The 25,985-nt window shown below is 59.1% G+C and carries 19 protein-coding genes and 4 pseudogenes; 11 read left to right on the top strand and 12 right to left on the bottom strand.

Annotation, left to right across the window (positions count from 1 at the left end):
- The first annotated feature begins 5 nt into the window (after nucleotides 1-5).
- The 4 genes from B0B13_RS06510 to B0B13_RS06495 all read left to right on the top strand — a co-directional run bounded on the left by B0B13_RS06510 (nucleotide 6) and on the right by B0B13_RS06495 (nucleotide 7,903).
- Entirely contained in the window at nucleotides 6-3,875 is a 3,870-nt protein-coding gene (locus B0B13_RS06510) for a hypothetical protein (RefSeq protein WP_139337350.1), read from the top strand.
- Nucleotides 3,868-5,454 carry a hypothetical protein gene (locus B0B13_RS06505; protein ID WP_076795141.1) on the top strand — a complete coding sequence of 529 codons (1,587 nt, stop codon included), beginning with the start codon at nucleotides 3,868-3,870 and terminating at the stop codon, nucleotides 5,452-5,454. The genes B0B13_RS06510 and B0B13_RS06505 overlap by 8 nt, the downstream gene beginning before the upstream one ends.
- Before the next feature lie 71 nt (nucleotides 5,455-5,525).
- Entirely contained in the window at nucleotides 5,526-7,352 is a 1,827-nt protein-coding gene (locus B0B13_RS06500; RefSeq protein ID WP_139337349.1) for a hypothetical protein, read from the top strand.
- Between the two features lie 17 nt (nucleotides 7,353-7,369).
- Nucleotides 7,370-7,903, top strand: coding sequence for a hypothetical protein (locus B0B13_RS06495; RefSeq protein WP_076795137.1), 534 nt, complete (start codon nucleotides 7,370-7,372; stop codon nucleotides 7,901-7,903).
- 477 nt (nucleotides 7,904-8,380) lie between these two features.
- Here B0B13_RS06495 and B0B13_RS06490 read toward each other — a convergent pair whose 3' ends face one another.
- Nucleotides 8,381-9,514, bottom strand: coding sequence for an IS701 family transposase (locus tag B0B13_RS06490; protein ID WP_076795135.1), 1,134 nt, complete (start codon nucleotides 9,512-9,514; stop codon nucleotides 8,381-8,383).
- A 116-nt stretch (nucleotides 9,515-9,630) separates the two neighbouring features.
- Between B0B13_RS06490 and B0B13_RS06480 the strand changes: the two are divergent.
- Nucleotides 9,631-10,431: pseudogene (locus B0B13_RS06480) on the top strand (IS5 family transposase).
- A 350-nt stretch (nucleotides 10,432-10,781) separates the two neighbouring features.
- On the opposite strand, the gene B0B13_RS06475 reads toward B0B13_RS06480, so the two are convergent.
- Entirely contained in the window at nucleotides 10,782-11,357 is a 576-nt protein-coding gene (locus B0B13_RS06475; protein ID WP_076795133.1) for a lysis system i-spanin subunit Rz, read from the bottom strand.
- Between the two features lie 547 nt (nucleotides 11,358-11,904).
- Here B0B13_RS06475 and B0B13_RS06470 point away from each other — a divergent pair.
- Together B0B13_RS06470 and B0B13_RS06465 are read left to right on the top strand one after the other, a co-directional pair.
- A complete protein-coding gene (locus tag B0B13_RS06470) occupies nucleotides 11,905-12,162 on the top strand; it encodes an integrase core domain-containing protein (protein ID WP_170872391.1) in 258 nt (85 codons plus the stop codon).
- Between the two features lie 66 nt (nucleotides 12,163-12,228).
- Entirely contained in the window at nucleotides 12,229-12,993 is a 765-nt protein-coding gene (locus tag B0B13_RS06465) for an alpha/beta hydrolase (RefSeq protein WP_076795130.1), read from the top strand.
- Nucleotides 12,994-13,196: 203 nt separating this feature from the next.
- On the opposite strand, the gene B0B13_RS06460 is transcribed toward B0B13_RS06465, so the two are convergent.
- From B0B13_RS06460 to B0B13_RS06430, 7 genes and pseudogenes are all read right to left on the bottom strand, one after another.
- On the bottom strand, nucleotides 13,197-14,060 hold the full coding sequence (locus tag B0B13_RS06460) for an alpha/beta hydrolase (RefSeq protein WP_076795128.1): 864 nt from the start codon (nucleotides 14,058-14,060) through the stop codon (nucleotides 13,197-13,199).
- Nucleotides 14,061-14,111: 51 nt separating this feature from the next.
- Nucleotides 14,112-14,828 carry an ABC transporter ATP-binding protein gene (locus B0B13_RS06455; RefSeq protein ID WP_076795125.1) on the bottom strand — a complete coding sequence of 239 codons (717 nt, stop codon included), beginning with the start codon at nucleotides 14,826-14,828 and terminating at the stop codon, nucleotides 14,112-14,114.
- Nucleotides 14,825-15,595 (bottom strand): ABC transporter ATP-binding protein, encoded by a 771-nt coding sequence (locus tag B0B13_RS06450; RefSeq protein ID WP_076795122.1) that lies wholly within the window; start codon nucleotides 15,593-15,595, stop codon nucleotides 14,825-14,827. Before B0B13_RS06450 ends, B0B13_RS06455 begins: the two co-directional genes overlap by 4 nt.
- Nucleotides 15,592-16,427, bottom strand: a pseudogene (locus tag B0B13_RS06445) (branched-chain amino acid ABC transporter permease). Before B0B13_RS06445 ends, B0B13_RS06450 begins: the two are co-directional and overlap by 4 nt.
- A 215-nt stretch (nucleotides 16,428-16,642) precedes the next feature.
- The gene (locus B0B13_RS06440; protein WP_076795120.1) at nucleotides 16,643-17,560 is read right to left on the bottom strand and encodes a branched-chain amino acid ABC transporter permease; all 918 of its coding nucleotides are present in this window, start codon (nucleotides 17,558-17,560) and stop codon (nucleotides 16,643-16,645) included.
- 12 nt (nucleotides 17,561-17,572) lie between these two features.
- The gene (locus tag B0B13_RS06435) at nucleotides 17,573-18,778 is read right to left on the bottom strand and encodes an ABC transporter substrate-binding protein (protein ID WP_083703659.1); all 1,206 of its coding nucleotides are present in this window, start codon (nucleotides 18,776-18,778) and stop codon (nucleotides 17,573-17,575) included.
- Between the two features lie 204 nt (nucleotides 18,779-18,982).
- Complete coding sequence (locus B0B13_RS06430; RefSeq protein ID WP_076795115.1) at nucleotides 18,983-19,984, bottom strand: LysR substrate-binding domain-containing protein; 1,002 nt, start codon at nucleotides 19,982-19,984, stop codon at nucleotides 18,983-18,985.
- Nucleotides 19,985-20,494: 510 nt separating this feature from the next.
- Between B0B13_RS06430 and B0B13_RS06425 the strand changes: the two genes are divergently transcribed.
- Together B0B13_RS06425 and map are read left to right on the top strand one after the other, a co-directional pair.
- Nucleotides 20,495-20,728 (top strand): ParD-like family protein, encoded by a 234-nt coding sequence (locus tag B0B13_RS06425; RefSeq protein WP_076784879.1) that lies wholly within the window; start codon nucleotides 20,495-20,497, stop codon nucleotides 20,726-20,728.
- Nucleotides 20,728-21,555, top strand: coding sequence for a type I methionyl aminopeptidase (gene map, locus B0B13_RS06420; protein WP_076797188.1), 828 nt, complete (start codon nucleotides 20,728-20,730; stop codon nucleotides 21,553-21,555). Before B0B13_RS06425 ends, map begins: the two co-directional genes overlap by 1 nt.
- A 285-nt stretch (nucleotides 21,556-21,840) precedes the next feature.
- Here map and B0B13_RS06415 read toward each other — a convergent pair.
- A pseudogene (locus B0B13_RS06415) lies at nucleotides 21,841-22,206 on the bottom strand (8-amino-7-oxononanoate synthase); the annotation flags it as partial.
- A 17-nt stretch (nucleotides 22,207-22,223) separates the two neighbouring features.
- Nucleotides 22,224-23,264, bottom strand: a complete 1,041-nt coding sequence (gene bioB / locus B0B13_RS06405) for a biotin synthase BioB (protein WP_083703658.1) — start codon at nucleotides 23,262-23,264, stop codon at nucleotides 22,224-22,226.
- 216 nt (nucleotides 23,265-23,480) lie between these two features.
- On the opposite strand from bioB, the gene B0B13_RS06400 reads away from it, so the two are divergent.
- Nucleotides 23,481-24,131 (top strand): GntR family transcriptional regulator, encoded by a 651-nt coding sequence (locus B0B13_RS06400; RefSeq protein ID WP_076795107.1) that lies wholly within the window; start codon nucleotides 23,481-23,483, stop codon nucleotides 24,129-24,131.
- Nucleotides 24,132-24,397: 266 nt separating this feature from the next.
- Here B0B13_RS06400 and dinB read toward each other — a convergent pair whose 3' ends face one another.
- The gene (gene dinB / locus B0B13_RS06395) at nucleotides 24,398-25,567 is read right to left on the bottom strand and encodes a DNA polymerase IV (RefSeq protein ID WP_076795104.1); all 1,170 of its coding nucleotides are present in this window, start codon (nucleotides 25,565-25,567) and stop codon (nucleotides 24,398-24,400) included.
- Between the two features lie 88 nt (nucleotides 25,568-25,655).
- On the opposite strand from dinB, the pseudogene B0B13_RS18335 reads away from it, so the two are divergent.
- Nucleotides 25,656-25,853 (top strand): annotated as a pseudogene (locus tag B0B13_RS18335) (OmpW family protein); the annotation flags it as partial.
- Between the last annotated feature and the right edge of the window lie 132 nt (nucleotides 25,854-25,985).

Below are 25,985 nucleotides of genomic sequence, written 5' to 3'. Positions count from 1 at the left end.
AAACCGTGACAAAGACAACCCAACTTCTGATCCCCATGGCGCTGCGAGCAATGCTGGTGAACCAGCCGGTGCTCAACGGCACCAAGTTCCGACGCTGGCAGAACAATTACAGCCATCTGGTGAACAACATGGATAGCCCGACGCCCGCGCCGTTCCAGGATGGCGGCGACGCGCCGAAACAAGGTATCCATTTACATTGGAAATTGCCGCAGGCCTTGAAGCATGGTCGGCCTGGAACGATCCTATTCACTGTCACCGGAACAGTAGCCAACATCGTCAATGCCTTGAACAAGAATGTAGTCAGCAGCGATCTGGCCGCCGCCTTCAGCCGCAACAGCCTAGCGCTTGCGGCAACCGGCGTCTCAGTGGCGCCGAAGGAAGACGCGAATACGAGGGGCTGGCAGGTGATCGACTGGCCAAATGCGCATCACTACCTTATCGAACTCAAGCAAGATACCACGAACATCCAATACCTTGCAGTAAGCGACGCGAGGATCAGCTTCCCAGAGGTGCCTAACCGTTGGCTGGTCATCAGGTTCCAAAACGGCATGTCCAAGGTCGATCCGACCTCCTGGATTGTCGAGAGCGACTATCTGAATGCGGCCGACGGCACAGTTTCCTTCCTCGACCCGCAGTCGCAAAACCTAGCCAGTTTGAATGCGGTCTCGAAAATCGGCAAATCGCAGCTGCTCACCGCGAGCTGGACCGAAAACGCTGCGACCGGCACCATGTATCTGCGCGCCGTCGGTCCCGGCGACGTGACGTTTTCTGCTTATGCGCCAGCGGCGCAAAACGTATTCAGCTTTGTCGATAGCGACGCGGCCAACCTGCCCGAGAACACCGCGTTGACGTACCTAGTCGCGGGCTGGTACGCCAACCCAAATTTCGATCCGCTGCAAAGCGCTTCAGGGCAAACGGCAGATTTTGTGGCACAACTGAACAGCCTGAATTGGGCCATCGAGGGAGTGTCCGACCTCGGTCAATACACGGGGCCGGTTGCCACACAATCCATCGTACACGGCATGCTGCATTCCCTGGTCTGGCAAACGGCCCGCATGCCGTTGGGCGACGCCACGCAGGTGCCTGACGATATTGGCAACTCCGTCAAGGTGGCAATCGGCAATACGTCGGTAGAGGCCCTGTCCGCACTGATCGGCGTTACGAGTGGCGATCAGGACATCGATTTGACACTGCTGGAGGCGTTGCAATACGGCTCGCTGGAAGAGCTGGACGATGTTGGCGGCCGCACCTTGGTGGCCGACAAGGCGCGTCAGGCGCGCTATGGTGCCACATCCGGTGGCCAGTCTTGGGAAATCCGCGCACGCGAGGTGAACGGCGCCGCCCTGCCGGCTGCCGAACCGCCGGATCTTTCCGACTACGCCGCGGGCCTGGCTGCGCTGAACACGGCTCAGGCCACCCTCAACGCTAACCAACGCAAGCTGGCGTCGCTGCAATGGACGCTGTATGCTCGCTGGTGGAAGAATCAAAACTATAACGTGTTGGGCCTAGGGCCCGCCAATCCACCCGATAATATGACTCAGATCGCCGCCGCGCTGGCTGCGACCTCGCCCGAGTACCAGGCCCTAGTAAGGGAGATACAGAGGATGCAGCAAAAAATCGCAGCGGCTTTTACCAGCCGCAGCATCCCTGTCTCCACCGATGCCGTTTCAATAGCAGCGTACGCCAAGGACGTGCTCAAGCTCCCCTCGTCGCTGCTATTAAAGCCCAAAAGCGCCCCGCGTTATTGGCATCCTAATGACCCTGTGCTGCTGATTTCCGGCATTGCCAATCCCGACAACGCGATGTCCACTGAGGCTTTGCCATGCCGCACACTAAGGCAGATTGTCACAGGGCTAACGATTAATGGCAAAACGGTCACGGCGGACAACTCGGCTGCGCTGATACCCATGCCTATAGCGAACGCGAGCATCCCTGCGCCAGTGTATGCACTCTGCAAAGAAACGTTTTTTCTTGATCCTGCGAATTGGCAGAATATCGCCAGCAACCTGTTCATGGGGAACGTGCAGCCCACTGATATCGGCATGGCCATCGGCAACGGCGCCTGGGCCGACGCGTCCTCCTATGCGCCGTTGCCGATGGCCGTGTCAGCGTGGGTGCAGCCGTGGGATCCGCTCTTTCTAGAGTGGAGCATCAAATGGTTCCCCACATACAGCCAGAAGGACGCCAGCTCGCCGTGGCAGTTCCAACGCAACGAATGGCAGTTTGACGGCGACGACTACCATTGGACCGGCGTTCACCTTGATGAAAGTCTGGTGGTCGGCTACACCGGACGCACAGTGCTGTCATCGCATTCGGTGTTTAACTTTGAGAACCGCCTACGCGACTACATCGCCAAGTCCAGGACGCCACAGCCGAAGTTGAAAAAACTTGATACCCTGCTGACAGCGATCCGGTCATGGGGGGTGATGTCGCAACGTCTGAGCGGCCTACACGATGGATTCGTCACGCGCTCGTCGGGTCAGGCCTGGCCGCCTATCGGTGATGTCGCGGCCCTGGTGCAGAACCAGTACCAGAGCTCGCCCGACCCCAGCAAAGGCGACCAGGACTATGACCAAGGCCCGGTCTCCCCGACGTTTTTCCCGCAAATGGGCGGTTTTTTTGTGATTGATGATATCGAAGTCGTCGACAGCTTCGGTCAATCCGTTAGCCTACTCTCGGCCAACAACAATCCTACGGGCGGCAAAGCCTCCGCCTTCACACCCATCCGTTCGAAGCAAATCACACCGGCCAACCCGAATATTGCGGTCGGCGACTACACGCCAGCGCAATTTGTGCAACAGTCCTTCAGTCTGGTACAACCCGCGCAATTGGCGATGCGCTGGGTGGACGCCACGAACGATGCTAATGAAGTGGGGCTGGCAGCAGACGCCAACCCAGTTTGTGGCTGGCTTCTGCCCAATCACCTGGACGTCGCCCTCGCCGTCTATGACCAGCAGGGCCAGCTTCTGGGCGAGGTGCGCAAGGACCTCAACCAGACGACAGTCTCCTGGTACCCAGCGCCCGACAGCCTGACACCGATTACCACGCCAGACCAGATACCTAACACGCATCTGCGCGGCGTCGTTACCGGTTTGATGGCTGCGCAAAAGCAGGCCACCACCACCTTTGATAACTTCGTCAAGGTGATTGACGAATCGCTGTGGCTGGTTGATCCGCTCTGTCCGCGGTCGGATCCGGACATGGCCGTGCTAATCGGAAGGCCGCTGGCCGTGCTGCGCTTGAAGCTTGCGCTGGAACTGGAGGGCGATGCCTACACCAACCAAAGCTGGGCCGACACCTTCACCGCCAATGATAACGCCATAAGCCAGACTGGCTTCGTCGTGCGGCTCGGCAGCCTGGCCCTACGTAAAGACGGGTTGATCGGGTATTACGCTGACGACAGCTTCCAAACCTTTAACTCGGTCCATTACCCCAGTGGACTGGACACTAGTTCCCCCTACGTCAAGCTGATCGGTGGCAAAGCGGGCAATTACCTTTCTCTGATGCCCAATGGCAGCCCTGCCTTCGTCACGCTGCTAATGGACCCCCGAGGCAGCTTGCACGGCGCTACCGGTATCCTGCCGGTCAAGGAAATATCGCTACCGCACGGCTTCTTCGAAAGCGCGCTCAGCAACATGGAGGTTACGTTCAGCGTGGGCTCCTTGTTAACTTCGGCAGCGTCGATTCAGATCCCGCGCCTTGCAGAGCAGAACGGGGCCTGGTCGTGGATTAGCCACTCAAGCACCACGCAATTCGAATCCAACGCAGTCGCCTTCAGCTCGCCCAACGCCCAGTTGTCCGCTCCGTCCATGGTGATCCAAGACGGATGGCTTAGGTTCCTGGCCAACCTTGATAAAGACGCTGCCGATGAGTGACCTTCTGCTTTCCTATTCGTTCCTGACTAAACCCGGCGTCCTGCAAGCGGGTAATCTAGGGCGGCTGACCATCATTGTGTCAAATGCCAAAGCGCCTTTCACGTTGACGGGCATCGACTTTGTGCTGACCGAAGGTACAGGTGCGCGCGATATCACCAATAGCGTAACACCAACGACGCCGAGCTTGCCGGATGGATGGAGCCATCCGGCCCCAACCGGTGGAAAGTTTTCGATGTCGCCGGCCGTCCCCTACCAGATCGGACGAGACGGACTGATCTTCGTTTTCGATCTCACGGTCAGCACCATGGTCGGCACGGCGATGATAGCCATCACCGAACACATTGAAGTGAACGGCGCACCGCAGGCTAATCGCGGCTCGCTGGCCATCCCCAAGTTCCCTCAAAGCTTCCAGCTCGACAATTTTTACAGTGCGACGCCCATCATCAATCAAGGTGACAGTGTGACGCTGGTGTGGACGGGCCAGAACCTCCATCTGGCGAACTACCGCATCAGCTACAGCGTCAACGGCCAGACCACGGTCGTCAATATCCCGGCACACACTTTTATCTACACCGTGGACGCCGTTGACGCATCCAGTGTTTTTTATCTGCACGTTAGTGCAGAGGAAGATCCAGATACCTCGTTCATTTTCCAGTCCAGCGTCTATCCCATCACGGTTAACCCGGCCATAGCAGAGTTCTGGGCAGAAGAAAGCGTTGCCGCCCCCGGCTCCAGTGTCTTGCTGAACTGGCGGGTCTCCGACACCGTGTCCAGCGCCACCATTACCTGCCCGCAAAGCGGCACGACCTGGAGCCTGGACGCCGCCGCGCTGGGCAAAAGACAGTTAGCCATTACCTTGCCGGCCATCTCGATGTTGGCGCAATATGTTTTCCAGACTTTCAATAGCGGCCAGAGTGGCACACCCCCTGTCATGGTGGCGTCGAAAACCTTGAGCATTGCAGTCAGCGCAAATATTCCATTCTTGCAAAGCGGTTACGCGCAATTCGTCACCGATGCCCAGGCCCAAGACCTTGCCCAAATGCCGTCCCGCCCGTTCGATGACACGGTGGTTCCGCAACTAATCGACGAGATCTTCTCCGCATTCAAGGTCGCTTTTCCAGATATAGACTTTTATCTCGACTGGTCCAACCAGACGCCAAACACGCGCAGCTTTGTCTACATCGACGGGCGAAAAAAGGTCGTGATCCATGGTGGGCTGATACGCATCTCCTGTCTGTACTACGAAGCCTTCTGTTTCATTATCGCGCAATGCGTCGCGCGCCTTCTTGGTCAGGCCCCGGTTGACCATAACGGCTTAACCTATATTGGCGTGGCCGATCATTACGCGACCTCCACGCTGCTCACGCGAGTGTTCTTTTCCATCTCCGATGACAGTGATCTCCTCAATGGCATCGAAGCTCAGATCAAGACGCTGTTCCAAACGGGGATATCGACACAGAATCGTACGGCCGATCCCGACAATCTGGCTGCCAATCCGGGCATTCCCTGCAGGTATAGCGCAATCAATGCCGGGATTTTCGGGCACGATGTTCCCACTTGCGTGACGGGAAGCACATAACGTGTTGTTCATAACAAGTCATTCACATGCTTGCTTAACAACCTGTCTAGCCTAAACCAGAGGAAACTAAAATGGGATCGATTTATCCAGGATGCGAGGATTCTGTACATAACCTGAATCCACAAGCCAAAGTGTGCAGCGAACAGCACTGCGACAACTTTACGGAATCACAAACCTTTCACGATAACTGCAACCAATATGGGCAGGGTCACCCGCTCTACCCTATCTCAACCGCGCAATGCGTTAACCGGCAGACCGGCCAGATCACGGAACCGACTTACGATCCGACTTGGGGTTACACCTGTCCCGACGGCTATGGAACCCAGATATGCTACTGCTGCTGTTCCTGCCTGGCCAACGGCACGCCGATCGCCATCCCAGACGGAGTGAAGGCGATCGAACAGTTTGTTATCGGCGATGATATCACGGTCGGCGACTGGACTGCTGCAAAGCTTTCTTGGAAAAAAGGCTCTGTGGCGTTCAGCAGCGGCAGCGACGCGGGTTGGCCGAGCACGATGATGTTCATCGAATATGGGGAGAACAAAAAGTTGATTACATCCGTTGATCACCTGTTTCTTCTGGCAAACGGAAAATTGAAACGCGCAGACAGGGTAGTGCCCCACAAAGATCAGCTCATGAGCGCAGAAGGCACGTCGCTCGACATCCTCAGTTCAATGTCTGGCAAATGGACAAAAGGCTTACATCACGTCGCAACTGATCTCCACTTTACGGGGTCGCTCGACGGGCATTTAATCAACTCGGCAGGCGTGGTGTCCGGTGACTATTGCTTGCAGATCAACCAGCACGAGCTCATCAAGAGGGGGCTGATGGATGGACCGGACACCAGCCCGGCGCTTGGTAGCAGTGAATTTTCCACATCGAACCCCCATCTCGACGTCACCCGCGCCTCGGCCGTAAAGCGCGGCACAGATCTGGTCACCGTTGCGGCGCCCGCAGGGTTCACCGCCTTCAATCCGAATGGCGGAACCTATATCCCACCCGGCGCGGCGCAGTTCCTCACGAACGCCCAGGCCACGGACATTGTCAATAATGCCAAAGCAAGGTTCCGGGATCTGCACAGTGACTCCGGCTTCGATGCAGTCAATTACCTGCTGAAAGTGTTCAAAGCGTTCTATCCCGACATTCACATCTTGGTAGATCAGGCCAATCCTAACTTCAACACGTACGCGTTTGAAATGTACGGACAAAAGTACCTGGTCATCTCTGGGGAGATCATGCGGCTGGACGGGCTGTATGCGGATGGCTACAAGTTCATCATTGCGCAAGGCATCGCCCGGCTCCTGGGTAACACGCCGAAAGACAAATATGGTTTCACCTACGCGGCAGCGGCCGACTTTTACGCGACCTCATCGATCTTCCGCGAAGTCTTCTATCTCGACTCGGACGACTTGCCCAACAACGCGCTTGATCAAATCAAGACCGTGTTTGGATTGATCTCGGAAACCAACGCGGCAGGCGATCAAAACGATTTAGCAAACAATCCCTCGATCAAATGCCGCGTCGGCTCAATTAGTACCGGCATCATCGGCGGCAACGTACCGCTTTGCGCCTGTGCCGATCTCGCACTGCTGGCGGTGATAACTGACAGTTCAGATCCTGGTCAGTTGCGCCTCGAGCTGATCTTCAACAAGGAAATTGACTCCGCAAGTGTTAAGGACCTCTACAATTTCGAGTTCTCGTGCGGCGCCACCAAGGCGAAACTGCCCCAAGTCCTGTCCGCTCAAGTCAGTTCCTTAGCCGCGGCCACCGTCGTGCTTATGGTCGAGTCACCCATGAACGTCAAGTTCACGGTCACCGTGACAGACGTCTTGTCGACAGGTGGGTCCGTTCTCGGAGCCCAGAACAGCGGAAGCTTCAACTTCGTGTCGCCGAACTAAGCAGGGAGGCTGTCACCATGACCGATATACAAGCCATTGCGGACATCCAGCTCAACTCCATCGAAGACGGCTGCCGCCAGCTGGCCAGGATCCTTGAGTTGGATGTTCCTGTCTCTCATGAAGTCCTGATCTCGGCCGTGCAGTCCGATGAATACGCTCGCAACCTGTTGATCTGCCGCCGCACCCCTGCGTTCCTGAACACCTTGCTGTCCAATCCCATACGGCCACAGCTGCAAGCGCAAGACCGCGATCGAGGTGCGTTCGAGTTGATGAAGCAAGCCTCGCACGCGCTTGCCCGCTGGGGAGCGGTCGGTTTCTCAGTTGTGGACGACGAAGTGCTTAAGCGGCGTTTGCGAGCCTGCCTTGCCTGCCCCAACCTCAGGACTTCGAGCACCGCTACTGTCTACAAGTTGATGAAAACGCAGGCAAGTTGCGCGCTGTGCGGCTGCGACGTTGAAAAAAAAGCACGCATGAGCTCGGAGCACTGCCCGGGTGAAGATCCTGAAATTCAGGGCCGGAACCGATGGGGGCAGCTCCTTCGAACGACGTAGCGGTACTAGCGTTTCGTCCTGGACCAGTTTATGGGACTATCGGCACGTCTAGAGGCTGGGCCTTTCGGGGCCAGCAGGGTCAGCGCTGGCCGTTGCTGACATCGCTGTCGCGCTCTGCACACCCATTTACCCAACCGCACCAGCTGGCGTCAGCGTGAAGGGCACGCGATTCTCATTTTTCGCCGCCGCAAGCGCACAATCTCCTCGATGCGCCGGACACGCTGGACGATGACCCGCACTGTCTAGGCTGAGGCAGCACCACAGCGGGCCAACGCGGTTATTAGATTTAGTACTACAGCCGTAACTATTCACGGTGGCGCGCAACCACGAGCGCGATAATGAGCCTGCTGCGCTCGCCATTGATGGGTGCGACGCCAGATTGACCATCGCAGAACAGTGTTAATCGAGCTCAATCCCCTCCATAAAAGACGGCATAGCAATCGGCGAATCTCCTGCACGCTCAGCGGCACCCTGCCTTCAGGCGTTTTTTTTACTGCGCGCGCTAAGCGTCACCAGAACAGCATGGGCTAGCAGCGCGAGGGTGATATGGCGATACCAGCCCTGCCATCGGCGCACCTCGTACTGATCCAATCCGCATTCGCCCTTGGCTGCCTCAAAGCTGGTCTCAATTTGCCATCTGCGCCCCGCCACCTTAACCAGTGCCTGCTTCGAGGCCTGGCTGCGGGGCGCATAGACGAGGTAATAGGCATGCTCCCGTTTCTCATCGAGGCTGCGCCGTACCAGCAAATAGTGTCCGAAGCGGCGCTCCTCAGCGCTAGTTTGCAAGCGACACAGCTCAATGAGTGCCCAGTCGTAGAGGCGCTCGCCTTTCGCTCCAGCGCCTGCCGACAAACGTTGCCATGCCCGGGCAGGCACGCTCTGTGCAATGCGCTGCGCACGAACATACGTCGGCCCCTGCCACCATAGCGGTTCATTCTTTGCCACCGCCATTACAAACGGCTGCTTGCGCGATTCCAACCATAGCCTCAACCTTCGATCGCCCCCGTACACTTCATCGCCCGTCACCCACCCACAGGGCACGCCCGCCTCCAGGGCGCGCTCAAGCATCTGTCGAGCCAATTGGGGCTTGGTGGCAAACTTGACCGTCTCAGGAACGCCCGCCGCCGCGCAACGCGCCGGCTCTTCTGTCCAGGCTTTGGGCAGATAAAGCTCTCGATCAATGAAGGCACTGCCCTTCTCGCCGGCATAACAGAGAAACACCCCAACCTGGCTGTTCTCGATGCGCCCCGCGGTGCCACTATACTGACGCTGCACGCCAACCGAGTGCTCGCCCTTCTTGACGAATCCTGTTTCATCCACAATCAGCACGGCATCCGTGGCTCCCAGCTGTTCGACCACATACTGGCGCAGCACGTCACGCACGGCGTGGACATCCCACCTGGCCCGATCAAGCAAATACTGTACGTTGTCTGGTGTCGATTCACCCATCCACTCTGCTAGCTGCCAGCCATTCTTGCGCTCCACCCCACCCAACAGAGCCTTCAAATAGGCCAGTGAGCGCTGTCGCGATTCCGAACGACTGAACTGGCATGCAATCCTTTCGTGCAACGCCACTAGCTCACGCTCCCATCCTTGCACCAGTGTCTTCATCAATCGTGCGCCACATACAATCCCTTCGTAATTTTAATCCATTATAGTTACGGCTGTAGTATTAGAGTCGCTAACGCAACCTGGACGTCAGGCTGTAAGGCTCGTATCCTGGAGTCATGGCAAGACGCAAAATCAGCAATGAATTATGGGCGGTGCTGGAGCCGTTGATTCCAGCGTTCACGCCCTAAAGGCGGGCGTCGGCGCACTGTTGACGACCGGGCGGCATTGAACGGTATTCTGTATGTCCTGCATACAGGCGTTCCATGGGAAGACTTGCCGCAGGAGCTCGGCTTTGGCAGCGGCATGACATGCTGGCGCCGATTGCGCGACTGGCAGGCCGCAGGCGTGTGGAGCAGGCTGCATCTGGCGATGCTTTGCCGGTTGCGTGAACATGACCAGATTGATTGGGAGCGAGCGAGCCTGGATGCGGCCAGCATTGCCAGCCTCCGGGGGGCCAGGAAACCGGCCCCAACCCGACGGACCGGGGCAAACTCGGGAGCAAAAGGCATCTGGTCGTAGATGCCCGAGGCGTTCCCTTGGCGATCACAGTCACGGGTGCCAACCGGCATGATTCGATGGCGTTCGAGCGCACCCTCGATACCCTCCCAGCCGTGCCGGGCTTGAGCGGTTCGCCGCGCAAACGCCCGGGCAAACTGCATGCGGACAAGGGCTACGACTTTGTCCGCTGCCGACGCTATTTGAAACAACGCGCAATCACTGCACGTATCGCCCGGCGCGGCGTAGAAAAGCACGAGCGGCTTGGATGGCATCGCTGGGTAGTTGAGCGCACGCACGCCTGGTTTGCCGGTTTTGGTAAGCTGCGCATCCGCTTCGAGCGGCGTCTGGACATTCATATCGCCTTGCTCCGCTTGGCCGCCGCCATTATCTGTTCGCGCTTCGTGGACGACTTGCGTTAGCGACTCTTAGTCAAATCGCCCTTCTTGACGGCTGGATTTGCCCCCCGTACTTCCCGGGCACGTCCCTACTCACCAGAGTCAGGTCATCCTGTGTTCAGGCACTTAAACTGAACACGGATAGCACACAACAGTTTAAACTACCACGTCATGTTCTGCCCTTGCTATAGGTTCGCGTATCTGGTATCCAGCTGTTCGGGCTATGCTTACGTATTGCATGGACATTGTTTGGCGGGCCATCTTGGCAACCAACGCATCTCGCTTAAATGATTGCTTGATCACCATACGCTTGAATTTATACTACAGACTTGCGTGGATACCTCCTGTGGTGACCAGTCGTTTAAGACACTTTGTCATGGTACCGCCGACTGAAGCCCGGTCACGGGACACTCTGCGGTTTCAGGCCGCACCGCGCACACGTAAGCTTGTAAAGCCTTGAGCTTATCTATTTCTCGCTGGTCGTCGTCAGCGACCCGGAAAACGCGTTCTGCAACCGCTGGGTCGAGGTCTGCGTAGGTGGGGGAACCATTGCCCATTCCGGTGGCGGAGGCAAAGTCGGACACGTCACGGCTACGGGTTGAACAGTTGGCGACCGACACACGCAACCGCTCAGTACCAGCAGCAATAGCATCGCGCAGACGTTGATTTTCATTCTCATGGGCTTGACGCTCCTGACTCAGTTGTGCATCCAGTGTTTCGATCCGGTGGGTCTGAACTTCACGCATAGCGGTCGCTTTCTGTTGCGCGGCCAAGGCTGCGTCTGAAATCGCTTTTATTTGTTCGGCATGCTGCTCATGATCCCGGGCTCGCACAGCTTTTTCCTCAGCCAGCCGCCTACCAGCGATGACCGAGCTCATGCCCCAACCCAACGCAATCCCCACAATAAATAGAGCACTATAGGGTGCGATCCATCTCAGCAAATGCTGCATTGCACTCTCCTTGACCGTAGCAGCTGTGTTCCCCGCCTAAGGCACGTCGACTGCTATCCCACAAAGATTTCTGCTCCTGCCTGTGTACTAAACCTATCCCATGCACTCATGCAGCCGGAACGCTAGACGGGCTGAAAAAGGCAAAAACACTATATACCGAATTTATCTCATCGTCCAAACGAATCATGATTTAAACCGCCATCATTGAAAGAGTTAGCAATGCAGGCATAGCGGCCCTACTTCAGAAACAAGCCATCGAGAAACAATGCACTTGACATCGCTTAATTAAGTGCAATCATGACGTCATCATGGACACGTTGGTGATGCGCACAATGATGCAAAAATCATTGGGCATTGCACTATCTTGTGAACCGCGCCGGGAATCGTGGAGGCCGGTTGGTTTAAGTTAATACGGGCACGTCAGCGGTATTTCTGAGTTGCCTGTAGTAGTTTGCTTCAGCGGGTGATCCGTACGCTACGGCAGACCATCAATTGGCGTGGCAGGCCGAAAGTGATTCGGTGTGGCAACAGGCCCGAATACCTGATCATGGCGATCAACGAATGGGCCCAGCAGTATGGCATCAGGCTTGACTCCATCCAGCCGGGTAAACCTAAGCACAATGCGTATGTCGAGCGATTCAACCGGACCGTGCGGTACGTACGAATGGCGTCGTTGTACCACTGGGAAAACTTGGACTACGTGCAGCGTTTCGCGACCGACTGGATATGGACTTACAATCACGACCACCTGAACATGGCCCTGGGCCGATTGACGCCAAAGCAGCGGTTGGCCATGGCCGCATAGTTTGCACTTTTGAACCCCATGGAAACAGAGAGATTACCACACGATCAACATAGGAGCACGAAAATCATGACGCCGGAAATCTATCGAGAAAACGGGCAGCCCTTCCTACTGGAAGGAAATGAAGTGGGTGTACTGCTGTCACACGGCTACACCGGCACGACGTCGGGAATGCGGTATCTGGGCGAGTATCTGCACAACAAGGAAGGCTGGACGGTCCACGCGCCGCGGCTCAAAGGGCATGGCGACTCGCCTGCCGCGATGGCTGAAACAACGGCGACCGACTGGATCCGCTCGCTGGAAGACGGGCTGCAGCTGCTCTCCAAGCGGTGTACGACGATTTTCATAGCGGGACTGTCAATGGGCGGTTGCCTCACCTTGTACATGGCCGCACAGTATGCTCAGCAAATCAAGGCCGCCGTGCCGATCAACGCGTGCCTTTATTTCGGAACCCACACGCTGGCTGAGCTGGCATACCAAAAAGATGCGCCGGACTACCTTGTCGGTGTAGGCAATGACGTCAAGGATCCGAATGTTACTGAGGTGGCATACCACGAAATCCCGGTATCCACGATCAAGGAAATCTACGGCTTGATGAACGTGACACGAGATCTGCTGCCAAAAATCATCTGTCCGACTCTGGTTATGGTTTCCCCGGAAGATCATGTCGTACCGCCAGCGAATGGGCAGGTCATCCTGAATAGCATTAGTTCGACGGACCGACGGCTGTTAGTGCTTCAAAATTCTTTCCACGTCGCGACCATCGACTTTGACAAAGAAGTCATCGCCGAACGTACCCGCTCGTTTTTCTCGGAGCAACTGCGTCGGTTGTAAAAACAGGATCGTCGGCATGTTGTCCTAGCGCGAAAGCAAACGCCGCATCAAGCGGCGCCTCGTATCCAAAAGAGTACATCTGTCGAATACGACAGATCTAGCCAGGCGAGCTATCGCTACAGTTGGTAGATGCGGTATACGGTTGCGTCATGTCACGTCCTGCCGGCGCGGCATGACGCATCACCGGCGGCAACCGCCCCGCTCTACTGCAGCAACGCTAGCGCAGCGCGGAACAGTTCGCTGGACGGATCGGCAAGCTCGTTGATGAGGTTGAAATGATTGCGATTCGGCTGCTGTACCAGTCGTACTGGCAATCCTCTTGCAACCAGCAGTTCGTGAAAATGATAGGTCTGGTGCTTGAAGCCGGCTGTCTCCAGGCCTCCGACCGCCAATACCACCGGCGGTCCGTCGTGCGGCAACCGCAACGCCGGGCTGAGCAACGCCGCTTGCTCCGGATGGAGCCGTAGCCATTCGTTGACGTTGATGTCGCATAACGGCCGGATATCGTAGAGTCCGCTCAGGCCGACGATCCCCTTGATGACATCGGACGAAACTTCGAACGCACGTTGCCAGTCGTCGCCATACAGCATGCCGGCCAGATGCGCTCCCGCCGAGCTACCGCAGACGATGATCCGCTGAACATCGATGCCATATGTTCTACCATGGCGATACAACCATGCGACCGCGCTGCGCACTTCGCGAACGACTTCGGCAAGCGTCGCTTCAGGCAACAGTGTGTATTCAACCATCGCCACTGCCACGCCGTGGCTCGTCAGCGCTTGCGCCATCGAACATGCGTCTTCCTTGCGCTGCGAACGCCAGTATCCACCGTGGACGTAGACGAAGAGCGGCGCGGGCTGGCCGGCCGCGACGGCCGGAAAGATATCGATGCGCTCGGCCTGCCCCATGCCATAGCGTTGGTCGAGTATCGCCGGGCAGGCTTGCCGGGACCGTTCGGCTAGCTGCGCGTATAGACGCATTTGCGCATCGAAGTCGGCCACGGATGCGCGAGCATTGTACTGAACAGCGCGCTCAGCGAGGTCAGAAAACGTCAAGTCAAACGGCATGATATTCCCGCTGTCAGTTCGAAATGATACGCTGCACCGGCTGCCGCGTCGCTAGATGCTTAGGTGCGCACTCAACTTGTCCGCCTGCGCCCGCAGTTGTGCCGAGTCGCCGTGCCAGACCACGCGCCCCTTGGACATCAAGTAGTGATGGTCTGCAATCGCCAGTTGCGACGCGAGGTTCTTGTCGATGCAAAGGATCGCTAATCCGGTCCGCTTCAGTTCAGCAAGGCATCGCCAGATTTCCTCGCGGACCAACGGCGCCAGCCCTTCTGTCGCTTCGTCCAGGATCAGCAGGCGCGGATTGGTGAGCAACGCACGGCCGATGGCAAGCATCTGTTGCTCCCCGCCGGACAGGTTTGAAGCGAGATGACGCTCGCGTTCCTTGAGCCTTGGAAACAGCTGGTAAACACGCTCCAGCGTCCACAGCCCCCCTTGCCGCGGATAGCCGGCGCGTGCTGTCGCGACAAGATTCTCGCGCACCGTCAAGGTCGGGAAGACGTGTCGGCCCTCAGGCACAAGACCGATGCCGGCCCGCGCGATCCGATAGGATGCACTTGAATGCACCGACTTGCCACCAAGCCGGACGACACCCGTGCAATTGTGCAGCAAGCCGGTGATCGACTTGACTGTGGTGGACTTGCCCATCCCGTTACGACCCAGTAGTGTCACGAATTGGCCGTCGTCGACCATCAGATCAACGCCGAACAACGCTTGACTGCGGCCATAAAACGCTACCAGCGATTCGACTTCGAGTAATCGGCCCGTCATACGTGTTCCCTTTTGCCTTGCGGTGCCGTGTCATTACCAAGGTAAGCTTCGCGTACGCGGGGATCAATGCGGATCTCGTCAGCACGCCCCGTAGCGATTGGCTTGCCGTAGACCAATACAGTGATCCTGTCGGCCAGTGCAAAGACCGAGTCCATATCGTGTTCCACCAGCAACATCGCATGACGACCCTTGAGTTCGTGCAGCTGTGCCGTCATGTTCTCTGACTCGGCCTGGCTCATGCCTGCCATGGGCTCATCGAGCAACAGCAGCTTGGGCCGGCCGGCGAGCGCCATCGCCAGCTCCAACTGGCGGTGCTCACCATGCGCCATCTGCGCCGCGCTCACGTGCGCGCGCTGCGCCAACCCAACACGCTCGAGCAGCTCCAGTGCGGGCTCGCGCACGCGGCTCTGGCGCGCGAGCGCGCCCCAGCAGCTGAAGCGCCGCGGCCCGAGCGCATTGACTGCGAGCATGACATTCTGCAGTGCGGTATAGTCCGGGAGCACAGACGTGATCTGGTATGAGCGTGTTAAGCCGAGCCGCGCCCGTTGACTGATGCTTGCCGATGTCACATCGCGGCCGTCAAACTTGATAGTGCCCGCGTCCGGGCGCAACTCGCCGGCCAGTTGCGCGATCAGCGTGCTCTTGCCTGCCCCGTTCGGCCCAATGACCGCATGAATCTCGCCCGGTTCGATCGTCATGCTGAAATGATCGGTCGCGACAAAGCCGCCATAACGCTTGGTCAATCCCGTCACCTGCAACAAACTCATACCTGCTCTCCCGCCGCACGGGGGCTGCGGCTCATGCGTGCACCGAACGACTCGAGCAGTCCTGCCAGCCCGTGGCGATTGACAAGCACCGCCACCACGATCAACGGCCCCATGACGAGCATCCAGTGTTCCGTCACAGCCTTGAGCCCTTCTTCTGCCAACACGATCGCAAACGTGCCGAGCACTGCGCCGATGAACGTGCCAGCGCCGCCGATCACTACCATCACGATCAGGTCACCGGACATTGTCCAGGACAGATACGACGGAGCCACGAATTGGGTCAGGTTCGCGAATAGCATGCCAGCGATGCTCGACAATGCCGCGGCCACGACATAGACAGCCCGTTTGCATTGCGTAATGGGTATGCCAAGCGCCTGCATCCGGCATCATTGATCCGGATACCGCCCAGTGTCAGGCCCATGGCAGTGTGTAGGAAATGTCTGCCGAACGCGAGCAGCGCCAGCAGCAGGCATGCAGATACGACGTATAGCGTGAGCGGATCAGTCAGCTGCACGGCGCCGAACTGACTGCCGGCAGCCAGCGCGAAGCCGTCATCGCCCCCATACTCGCGAAGACCGACTGCAAGAAAGTAAAACATCTGCGCAAATGCCAGCGTAATCATGATGAATGCGATGCCGCGGGTACGCAACGCGATGGCACCAGTCACCGCAGCTACCAGTGCACTGACCGCGACCGCGCAAAGCAAGTGCAGCCAGCCGCTGCTCACGCCGTGTTGCGCGAGCATCCCGGTGGCATAAGCGCCCAGCCCAAAGAACAGCGCGTGTCCAAAACTCACAAGACCGCCGACGCCCAATATCAGATCCAGCGACATGGCGGCGATGGCGAGAATCGCGATGCGCGTGACCAACGTCAATAAGAACGGCTGCTGGGTTGCCTGTGCGTAGAGCGGCACCGCGATCAACACGGCCATGACCAACCATGACATCTTGCCGGCGAGCGTCGCGCGCGCGGCTGGCTCGTGGCTGCTCAATGTTGAACGCGCCGTACGGCGCGCGGCTAATGGGATCGACATGATCATCCGCCTGTTCAATATTTGACCGGAAAAAGCCCTTGTGGACGCCACGCGAGCACGGCCGCCATCAGGATATAGATCAGCATCGATGCGAGCGCAGGCCCGGCGCTGTCGGCGGCGCTGCGCTCCAGCAGCTCGCGCAGCGCTACCGGCAGCAGCGTACGGCCGAGCGTGTCCACCACACCGACGATCAGTGCCGCATAGAAAGCACCGCGGATCGATCCGATCCCGCCGATGACGATGACCACCATCGTCAGGATCAGAACGGGCTCGCCCATGCCAGACTGCACGGACAAGATCGGGCCGGCAAGCAACCCTGCAACGCCCGCTAACGCAGCGGCAACGCCGAACAACAACGCATTGAGTAATCCCATGTTGACGCCTAGTGCGGTAACGATGTCACGATGTGTCGCGCCCGCACGAATCAGCATGCCTATGCGGGTGCGATGAATGACGACGTAGCAGCCTAGGGCAATGCCAATACCGGCGACCACGATGAGCAGCCGATAGGCAGGGTAGTTGATGCCGAATACGTCGATGGCGCCGGACAGCGAGGGCGGCACTTCCATATAGTAGGGAGAAGGACCCCACAAAGTGCGGGCCAGCTCATTGAAGAACAAGATCAGCCCGAACGTGGCAAGCACCTGATCGAGGTGGTTGCGTGCATAGAGGCGGCGGAATATTCCCGCTTCCAGCGCGATGCCCACGACCATCATGGCGGGAACGACAGCCAGCGTCGCCAACATGAACGAACTTGTCAGGTTGTACACCAGCGCGCCGACAAAAGCGCCTATCATGTAAAGCGAGCCGTGCGCCAAGTTGACGAAGTTTGCAATACCGAACACAAGCGTGAGGCCGGCCGCCATCAGGAACAATAGGATGCCGAGCTGCAGGCCATTGAGGCACTGCATGATCGCCAACGTCAGGTTCATCGTAGCATCCGTTCAGTTCATTTTGCACTGCTGCAAGATCGGCGTGCGGGACTTCGGCACGATCGGGTTCTTGCTCTCAAACGCGGCACCGGTGGCAGTGCGCACGACGTCGACGCGATAAAAGCCGGCACGAGGGAATTGATTGGATTCCAGGCTGAAGGCGCCCCGCACCGATTGAAACCGCGCGGTACGCAGTGCGGCACGTAGCGCATCGCGATCCGCCACGTTACCCTTGACGGCCGACAGCGCTGCATCGAGTAGGTTTGCCGCATCATATGACTGCGCCGCGTACATGGATGGCTTGCGCCCGTACTTGGACTCGAATGACGAGGCAAATTGCGCGTTCTGGGCGTTCTTCAGATCAGGCGCATACGGTGCAGCGGTAATCGCGCCGACTGCGACCTCTTTGAGCGCCGGCAATGTCGTGCCATCGATCGTCGAGACCGAAACCAACGGGATCTTGCCCAGCAAACCGGCCTGCCGATACTGCTTGACGAAGTTCACGCCCATGCCCCCCGGATAGAACACATAGACGGCGTCCGGACGCGCAGCCTGCAACTGAGCCAATTCGGCCGAGTAATCAGGCTGGTTAACCTGCGTGTACACCTCATTGACGATTGTGCCGCGGTAATCGCGTTTGAAGCCCGTGATCGCGTCACGTCCCGCCTGGTAGTTTGGGGCCATCACATAGACGCGCTTATAGCCCAAGTCCTGCACCAATTGCCCCCCTGCCTCATGCAGTTCGTCGTTGTTCCACGAGGTGGAGAAAAACAGCGGCGAGCACCCCGGCCCAGCAAGCTGCGTGGGGCCGGCATTGGAACCGATCAGGAACACGCCGGCGCTGGTCACCGGTTTGTGGATTGCCATCATCACGTTGGAGAACGTCACGCCGGTGATGATTTTCACCCCATCACGATTGATCAGTTGTCGTGCTTCCTGGAGCGCGACATCCGGTTTGAGCTGGTCGTCCTTGCGCAGCACTTGGACTGGTACGCCGCCCAGCTTGCCGCCTTTTTGCTCGACAGCCAGCATGAATGCATCGTATTGGTCCTGGCCGAGCGCGCCGGCTGGGCCCGACAATGTCGCGAGGAAACCGATTTTCAGCGGCCCCGGCTCGACCGCTTGCACGGGCATTGAATACAGTACGGCAGCGGCCAGCGCAATCAGCATGTGGGCGCCGCGGCACCACGGCGAGGAGTGATCGACTCGGTCGGTCATGCGTGGGTCTCCTGACGAGGCTGTTATATCGATTCAGCAGACGGAACGGCGGCCCGCTCCCGGTAGGTCGCCGCATCGTCGCAGCGACCTGCTCGAGCCGCGCGTCAGGTCTAAGAATCAGATCAGTGCAGCCAGTCTAAGCGGCGTTGAGCATAAACAATAATAACCTTTTCAGGATGCGCTATTCCCTACCGTTATACCAACCTATCCGCCGTCGAGCACGCCGTGAACCAGGGCCGCACTTTCACGAAGGCAAGCGATGAAGCGCATGCATGCAGGGCTAATTTTCTTGTTTGCCCGGACCGAAAACCCCACGGCGCCAAAATCCGCCGCCTCGGTGATCTCAACAACCGCCAACAAACCCGCATCGACGAACTGGCGCGCGGCGGCGCGCGGCATCAGCGCCGCGCAGGGCCGCTCGAGTAACAAGCCGAGATTAGTTAGCATTGACAGCGACTCGACACGATCAGCCGGCATCGGCAAACCGGCGTCATAGAACAGCCGTTCAGCTCGCAAGCGGACTGGAGAATCGCCAAGTGGCACGATCCACGGCAAGTGCATTAAGTCAGCAAGGCCCGGTTGCGCGGGCAGGCCTGCCGCATGCCTGGCACCGACCACCACGCACATCGATTCTTCGAACAGAACTTCGTGCTGCAGCGGGAACGCACTGGCAAGCGGCAGCTCGCGCTCGGGCAGGCGGCCGACCACGATATCCAGGTCGCCGGTCGCCAGCGCCGGGAACAACTGCGCAGTTGCCCCCTCGCGCACCGTGACCAGCATGTCCGGTGCCTGCTCCTTCAATTTGCAGATCGCCACCGGCAGCAGCCGGGCCGACGCTGATATCAGCGTGCCGACGATCACGTGCCCGGCCGTACCGCTTTGCAGCGTATTGACCTCATCGGTTAGGTAGCGCAGTTCGGTGATCATCGATTTAGCGCGACGGCCCAGCAGCCGACCCAGTTCCGTCGGCACGACGCCGCGGTTCGTGCGCTCGAACAGAGACTCGCCGAAGAATGCCTCCAACTCCTGAATGGACTTGGTCAACGCTGGCTGCGTCATGCTCAACTCATTGGCAGCGCGCAGCAGCGACCCACTGTCGATGACCTTGGCGATTAGGACCAACTGCTGCAACTTGAGTTTACGCGACAGCGAAACGTGCGTGAGCTTATGGGTGTGCGGTAAGGGTTGGCGTACGTTTTCATTCATCGTGAAGTCCCGTCGATCCTCCATATATTGGCCCAAGTGAGGGCACGGCCCTTGTCCGGATCCCGTAGCGTAACGCAGAAATGCACGATCCCAATCATCGACGTACAGCGTGAGCCTTCCCGCAGTGTGTGCCGTCGATCCGACCCATCGGCTGATATTACCGTTTGGACTATAACGGCCTTGAATTTTCATTATTTTTTTGTGCACCGGCGCCTAGATTGGGCGGGCCTTTCCGACACATCCATCGGTCTGCGTGGGCGCCGGTGGGCATCTACCTGTCAGCCCCGCTGATGCAAGTGGGCATTGATCGAAGGGATCGTGCAGCAGGGAGTACGAGGCCTGTCTCACTGGCGCGTTCGCTACGACTGAGGCTAAGCTAAGCTCAAGTCTTAGCACGGACGCACCTGCTATCCGGGGCCATCGCCGCTACCGCTACGGGGGGTTTAACTTGTTTCGACAGTGCAGTATTATACGAATCATATACAAAACATATATTCAAACAGGTCACCGATGGGCATCGTCAAAATCTCCGAACAGATGCACAAGTCGCTGCGCTACGCAAGCGGCGCGCTGAGCCGCTCAATCAACGCGCAGGCTGAACATTGGCTGCGCATCGGGATGCTCGCGGAATTGAACCCAACGCTCGACTACACCGGACTATGCCGGCTGTTAATGCAGGCCGAGGCGGCGGGCACGCCTTGGCATACTGCCGGCTTGGACAACGACGTCAGCAAGGCAGCATGATGCGGCGCGCTGCCCGAGTCCCACTCCGTTCGCGCGCCGAAATTGCGATGGCCCGTCGTGCCGGCATGCTGGCCGCGGACGTCTTGCAGATGATTGGCCCTTACGTCAAGCCCGGCGTGAGCACCGACGAACTCGACCGGCTGTGCCATGACTATATCGTCAACGTGCAACGAGCGACGCCGGCCAACGTTGGCTATCACAGTTATCCGAAGACGATCTGCGCGTCGGTGAACCACGTGGTGTGCCACGGCATTCCATCATCGCGCCCGTTGCAGGACGGCGACATTCTGAACATCGACGTCGCCGTGATCAAGGACGGCTGGTATGGCGATACGAGCCGCATGTACTTTGTCGGCGAGCCAGACGATGCGGCACGGCGACTAGTGTGCACTGCGTACGAAGCGATGATGGCGGGCATTGCCGCTGTGCGTCCGGGCGCCACGCTCGGCGATGTCGGCCATGCGATCCAGCGCGTCGGGCAACGCGAAGGCTTCGGTATCGTACGTGAGTATTGCGGCCACGGGATCGGACGCGTCTATCACGACGAGCCGCAGGTGCTCCACTATGGACGCCCGAGAACCGGCCTCGAACTGAAGCCCGGCATGATTTTTACGATCGAGCCAATGTTCAACGCCGGGTCGGCTGGCACGCGGCAACTGGCGGACGGCTGGACAGTCGTGACGCAGGATGGCTCGTGGTCCGCGCAGTGGGAACATATGGTCGTGGTGACGGAGACCGGCGCGGAGGTACTCACACCGTGGCCCGAGGCGCATGGTGCCATGCCGCAGCCGTTCGGCCTGTGCGATGCCGTGCCCCACCCCACCTAACACTGACCTTGCCAACGTTACGTCAGCACTTTGACGAGCTTGGTCGGCACCGCCGCCGGACTGTTGCATCGGTGGCGCGACTCGCTTCCCCTGCGTCGCCGCTGGGTCCAGTGCCACCGACGTCGGTATCGATCAGGATGTTACCGCCACACCAGCCAGCACCGTCTCCAGCCGGTCCAGGTCTTCGTCCGTGTGCGCAGCCGACAACGAGATCCGCAACCGGGACGTGCCAGGCGGAACCGTCGGCGGCCGGATGGCCGGCACCCACAGACCCGCGTCGTCCAACGTCGCCGCGTCACTCGCGCCTACCATCGCATCCAGGGTCTCGGTATCACAATGCGGATAGATCTGCACGCACGCGCGGGATAGCCGCGTGCCGTCGATCAGCGAAGCATGGTTCAGCGCATCGGAGACCCAGCAGGTGAGCCCCCCGCTGCCGGCACCATAGCGTCGTGCGCCGTCGCCCAACACCTAGATCAACGCTGGATGCGCAGCAAGTCCCAGGTAGTCGTTACTCGCAAAACCCACGATGCGTCGCCCGTCCACGCTCATCCGCGCGCTGCACGCACTGTCGGCAATGCGCCGATGCCAGCGCAAGTGGTTTGCATCGAGCGCCGACAAGCCGCGCCCAAGCGATTCGAGCAGCTTCATGCGAGTGTTTCTGGAGATCATTGCCGTGATTTGGCGATCCATTGGATCGGGGCCGATTCCTGGCTCGTCGCGCCAAGCCGGTCGATCAGCTCGCGGTCCTGATGGGGAGCCGGATTGGGCGTGGTCAACAGTTTCTCGCCGATGAACACTGAGCCGGCGCCAGCAAACAGACACAGCGCCTGAAGCTCGTCGCTCATGTGCTCACGCCCGGCCGAGAGCCGTATCACGGACGCCGGCATCACGATGCGGGCCACCGCGATCGTGCGCACGAACTCCAACCCGTCGACGTCGCGCTCGTGCGCGAGCCGCGTGCCTTCGATCCGCATTAGGGAATTGACCGGCACCGACTCCGGGTGTGCTGGCAAATTGGCCAATGTCTGCAACATGCCGACTCGATCCTCGCGCGACTCCCCCATGCCGACAATGCCGCCGCAGCAAACCCTCAGGCCCGCGTTGCGCACGTGCTCAAGTGTGTCAAACCGTTCCTGCAACGTACGCGTGGTGATCACGGATGGATAGTATTCGGGACTCGTGTCAATGTTGTGGTTGTAGTAGTCCAGGCCGGAGTCGGCTAGGCGCTGCGCTTGTGCGTCGGTCAGCATGCCGAGCGTCACGCAGGTTTCCAGCCCCAGCGCCTTCACGCCCTCCACCATTGCGCAGACCCGCTCCAGGTCGCGCTCGCGCGGGCTGCGCCATGCGGCCCCCATGCAAAAGCGCTGCACGCCGGCGGCCTTGGCCTGCGCAGCGGCCTGCAACACCGCGTCCACGCTCATCAATGCGGTCGCTTTCAGGTCGGTCTCGGCGTGGACCGATTGACTACAGTAGCCGCAGTCCTCCGGGCATCCACCCGTCTTGATGGACAACAATTGCGAAATTTGCAGGCCGCGGCCGGCATGATAACGTCGCTGCACGGTATGCGCGCGATATAGCAGGTCATCGAATGGCAAATCGAACAACGCCGTAATTTGCTCGCGCGTCCAGTCGTGCCGGATTGGCGCTGCGTCGTCGCCGGACAAACTGGAGGAATGAGCCGACGATTCTGTTGGCCTAATCGACATATGCAGATACTCCTATGCGGATGGGATCCAAACGACCCGGCGGCTACGGGTAGATGTGACACGCGCCGCTGGCGCGCCACGGCCGCAGTGGTCTCGACCACTCAGCTTATTTAATAGATAATCTACCGACTTCCCAAGCTCACGCCGATTGCGTCCTGGATGTTATAACGAAATTGGCGTCAGTTTACCTACTCATGAAAATAGATAATCTATGAAATGGACATTGGGCGCCTAAACGATACCCGCACGCCGAGCTTGGTCGAGCATATTGTCGACCGGTTGCGCGAGCGTATTGTCAGCGGGGAGTTAGCCGGCGGTACCGCGCTTCGACAGGACCACATCGCCAAGGAATTTGGGGCGAGCCATGTACCTGTGCGCGAAGCGTTTCAACGGCTGCAGGCAATCGGACTGGTAACGATTCTGCACAGACGCGGCGTGCGCGTCACCGCATTGGATCGTGCCGCCATCAAGGAAGCCGTTGACATGCGGGCGGTGCTCGAGCCGCTTGCGCTGCGCCACGCCATGCCACACTTGCGCGCCGAACATTTCGAGGCGCTTGAAAGTGCCCACGCCGCGTGCGACGCTGCCAATTCGCTTGCGTCGTGGGATGCAGCCAACCGTGCGTTCCACCATGCGCTGGTGCGCCATTGCGCGATGCCCCGCCTGCTGGCGACACTGGACGTGCTGCAATTGACCAGTTCGCGCTTCGTACTCGCCGTCGGCCGGGCGCGCGGCTGGCAATCGCGCTCGAACCACGATCATCAACTGATCATCGACGCGTTGAAAGGCCATGATCTCGAGCGCGCCGCTCAATTACTGTCACGCCACATCAGCACCATGGAGCGCGTCGGATTTCCGGTCAGTTAGCGCGGTGATATCCGTCGCGCCACCGACCATGACTGTTGATCACCGACGGCTTTCGTCGCGCAATGGGAGCTCAGCGAGATCAACTTGGCACTGAAACTAGCACTGTCGCGGCTCATCTACGAGTTGAACGCGCTGACCGACCGTATAGCAGGCATGCACTGACCAGGATACGCGCGAGCCTCGTGCGCCGCATAATAGCGCGCCGGTTCGCGCTTTGCAGCGCGGTGCGGCCTGCCTGTCCGCCACAAACGGAGCACGAGGGTAGTTCACTTCTGGGTCCCCGCTTCGGCAAATGGCAGTTCGTGTTGCACCGGCGCGCGCGCCAAGCGCTGCGCGTGCGCCGGTCGCAGCGCACTGACCCGCACACCGAGCAGCCTAAGCCGCTTGTCCAGTGGCACGCGCTTCAGACATTCGGTGGCGGCGCGCCGAATCAAGGCCGCATCCGCGGTGGGCTCCGGTAAGCTGACATCGCGCGTAACGGTGCAGAAATCCGCATAGCGCAGCTTCAGCCCGACCGTGCGTCCGACATAGCCCTTGCGCGTCAAGTCTTGCGCCACGCGCACGCACAGGTCCGTGAAGATCGCCGAGAGCGCGGCGCGGTCGTGGCGCACGTGCATATCACGCTCGAACGTGGTTTCGCGGCTCATCGATTTCGGCTCCGACGTGACTTGCACCGGCCGCTCATCGATGCCGTGGGCGACGTCGGCCAGCCAGGCGGCATAACTGTGGCCGAAATGCGCTTGCAGCAGTCCGGGATCGGCCTTCGCTAAATCGCCGACCGTGGCGATGCCCAGCGAAACAAGTTTCTCGCCCGCCTTCGGGCCGATACCGTTGATCTTGCGCACCGGCAGTGGCCAGATCCGCGTCGGCAGGTCCGCGATGGACAGAATTGTCATGCCGTCCGGCTTGTCCAACTCCGAGCCGATCTTTGCGAGCAGCTTGTTCGGCGCAACGCAGATCGAGCACGTGAGACCGGTCGCGTCGCACACCGCCTGCTTGATGCGCATCGCCAGCGCTCGCGTGTCGCCGGGCAACGCGGTCAAATCAATGTAGATCTCATCGATCCCGCGATCCTGGATTTGGTCAGTGAAAGTCGCCACTGCGGCCTTGAACAGCCGTGAATAATGGCGATACAAGTCGAAGTCAGTGGGCAGCAAGATGGCGTCGGGCGCGAGCTGCGCGGCCTTCATCATGCCCATTGCGGAAAACACGCCGAGCGCGCGCGCCTCATACGTGGACGTGGTGACCACACCACGTCCAGCGTAATCGCGCAAGCGGGCAAACCGGCGCGTGCCGTCCGGCAGCGTCTGCGGCGCCGCCTTCCGGCCACCACCGATCACCACCGCCTTACCGCGCAGCTCGGGATAGCGCAACAACTCGACGGATGCGTAAAAGGCATCCATGTCGAGATGGGCGATCCGGCGCGTCGGAACCATGGTAATTGGAATGGCAGCTGTGCGATGCTAAACGGCGATAGTATACCTGTATATTTATACAGATATACAACGGGAGCGTATACGCTTCCTAGGCAGCGCACTGGCCGTCGGTGCCGGCAAGCCGGGACCCGCTTCGGTCAGCGTGAATGCATCGTCGTCGCTCACACTGATCTTCAGCCTCGGGTTGAACTACGCGCACTGGTCATTGACCGTGTCGGTGTCGTACATGCCGCTGACAACCTATGCGAGCACGACGATTAAAGCGGCGGACGGCACCACGCTGGCAATGGCGTGAGGCGCGCATTGATTGCATCCCAATCCTCCGTGGTTACGTTGCGCGCCGGCCCGTCGCCGTCTCCTGCTGTGCGCACCGAGATCGAGCGTATACGATGGCTCGGTTGCGCGGGCCGCAACAGCG

This window comes from Burkholderia sp. b14, from assembly GCF_900156195.1.
GTDB lineage: Bacteria > Pseudomonadota > Gammaproteobacteria > Burkholderiales > Burkholderiaceae > Mycetohabitans.
Note: the sequence above shows the minus strand (reverse complement) of the source record. Positions and strands in the feature narration are given on the sequence as shown.

Excerpts from the sequence above, each read along its gene's own strand:
- B0B13_RS06505 (WP_076795141.1), top strand. The coding sequence starts at position 3,868 with ATGAGTGACCTTCTGCTTTCCTATTCGTTCCTGACTAAACCCGGCGTC.
- B0B13_RS06500 (WP_139337349.1), top strand. The coding sequence starts at position 5,526 with ATGGGATCGATTTATCCAGGATGCGAGGATTCTGTACATAACCTGAAT.
- B0B13_RS06495 (WP_076795137.1), top strand. The coding sequence starts at position 7,370 with ATGACCGATATACAAGCCATTGCGGACATCCAGCTCAACTCCATCGAA.
- B0B13_RS06490 (WP_076795135.1), bottom strand. The coding sequence starts at position 9,514 with ATGAAGACACTGGTGCAAGGATGGGAGCGTGAGCTAGTGGCGTTGCAC.
- B0B13_RS06475 (WP_076795133.1), bottom strand. The coding sequence starts at position 11,357 with ATGCAGCATTTGCTGAGATGGATCGCACCCTATAGTGCTCTATTTATT.
- B0B13_RS06470 (WP_170872391.1), top strand. The coding sequence starts at position 11,905 with ATGGCGATCAACGAATGGGCCCAGCAGTATGGCATCAGGCTTGACTCC.
- B0B13_RS06465 (WP_076795130.1), top strand. The coding sequence starts at position 12,229 with ATGACGCCGGAAATCTATCGAGAAAACGGGCAGCCCTTCCTACTGGAA.
- B0B13_RS06460 (WP_076795128.1), bottom strand. The coding sequence starts at position 14,060 with ATGCCGTTTGACTTGACGTTTTCTGACCTCGCTGAGCGCGCTGTTCAG.
- B0B13_RS06455 (WP_076795125.1), bottom strand. The coding sequence starts at position 14,828 with ATGACGGGCCGATTACTCGAAGTCGAATCGCTGGTAGCGTTTTATGGC.
- B0B13_RS06450 (WP_076795122.1), bottom strand. The coding sequence starts at position 15,595 with ATGAGTTTGTTGCAGGTGACGGGATTGACCAAGCGTTATGGCGGCTTT.
- B0B13_RS06440 (WP_076795120.1), bottom strand. The coding sequence starts at position 17,560 with ATGAACCTGACGTTGGCGATCATGCAGTGCCTCAATGGCCTGCAGCTC.
- B0B13_RS06435 (WP_083703659.1), bottom strand. The coding sequence starts at position 18,778 with ATGACCGACCGAGTCGATCACTCCTCGCCGTGGTGCCGCGGCGCCCAC.
- B0B13_RS06430 (WP_076795115.1), bottom strand. The coding sequence starts at position 19,984 with ATGAATGAAAACGTACGCCAACCCTTACCGCACACCCATAAGCTCACG.
- B0B13_RS06425 (WP_076784879.1), top strand. The coding sequence starts at position 20,495 with ATGGGCATCGTCAAAATCTCCGAACAGATGCACAAGTCGCTGCGCTAC.
- map (WP_076797188.1), top strand. The coding sequence starts at position 20,728 with ATGCGGCGCGCTGCCCGAGTCCCACTCCGTTCGCGCGCCGAAATTGCG.
- bioB (WP_083703658.1), bottom strand. The coding sequence starts at position 23,264 with ATGTCGATTAGGCCAACAGAATCGTCGGCTCATTCCTCCAGTTTGTCC.
- B0B13_RS06400 (WP_076795107.1), top strand. The coding sequence starts at position 23,481 with ATGGACATTGGGCGCCTAAACGATACCCGCACGCCGAGCTTGGTCGAG.
- dinB (WP_076795104.1), bottom strand. The coding sequence starts at position 25,567 with ATGGTTCCGACGCGCCGGATCGCCCATCTCGACATGGATGCCTTTTAC.